Source organism: Neisseria sp. P0009.S007 (genome assembly GCF_051962515.1).
Genome location: NZ_JBQCVF010000621.1, coordinates 1 through 935, shown reverse-complemented (window position 1 = coordinate 935; position 935 = coordinate 1). Strand labels below are relative to the sequence as shown.

At 50.8% G+C, this 935-nt stretch carries 1 protein-coding gene; it reads left to right on the top strand.

The features are described from left to right. Window positions 1-840 (top strand): transketolase-like TK C-terminal-containing protein (locus ACTHS3_RS15225; RefSeq protein WP_440368397.1); only part of this gene is annotated, 840 nt, incomplete at its 5' end. Window positions 841-935 lie beyond the last annotated feature (95 nt).

Below are 935 nucleotides of genomic sequence, written 5' to 3'. Positions count from 1 at the left end.
CCGTCCAACCTGACTGACTGGTCAAACAGCGTTTCCGTTACCCGCGAACACGGCGGCAACTATATTCACTACGGCGTGCGCGAGTTCGGCATGGGTGCGGTCATGAATGGCCTTACCCTGCATGGCGGTGTGAAACCATTCGGCGCGACTTTCCTGATGTTCAGCGAATACGAGCGTAATGCCTTGCGTATGGCTTCGCTGATGAAAATCAACCCTGTATTTGTATTCACCCACGATTCCATCGGTTTGGGCGAAGACGGTCCGACCCACCAACCTATCGAGCAAACTGCCACTCTGCGCCTGATTCCGAATATGGATGTATGGCGTCCATGTGATACCGTTGAATCTTTGGTAGCGTGGTCTGAAGCCGTTAAAGCGGCCGATCACCCGTCCAGCCTGATTTTCAGCCGTCAAAACCTGAAATTTCAAGCGCGTGATGAGCAACAGCTGAACGACATTAAACGCGGCGGCTATGTTATCAGCGAAGCCCAAGGCAACGCACAGGCGGTTGTAATCGCGACCGGTTCTGAAGTTGAATTGGCTCTGGAAGCGCAAAAAGTATTGGCTGAACAAGGTGTTGTCGTGCGCGTCATTTCTATGCCGTCTACCAATGTATTCGACCGCCAAGATGCCGCCTATAAAGCCGCCGTTCTGCCGGAAGGCTTGCCACGCGTAGCCGTAGAAGCAGGACATGCCGACGGTTGGTATAAATACGTCGGTTTGAACGGTGCAGTGGTCGGCATCAACCGCTTCGGCGAGTCTGCACCTGCTGACTTGCTGTTCAAAGAATTTGGCTTTACCGTAGACAATGTGGTTGCCACTGTTAAATCCGTTTTGTAAATCAGATTTTTGATTGAAATAAAAAGGCCGTCTGAAATTTCAGACGGCCTTTTATTTTTCAGTCGGTTAAACAGTTTCTGTTTCAGGTTTGACCT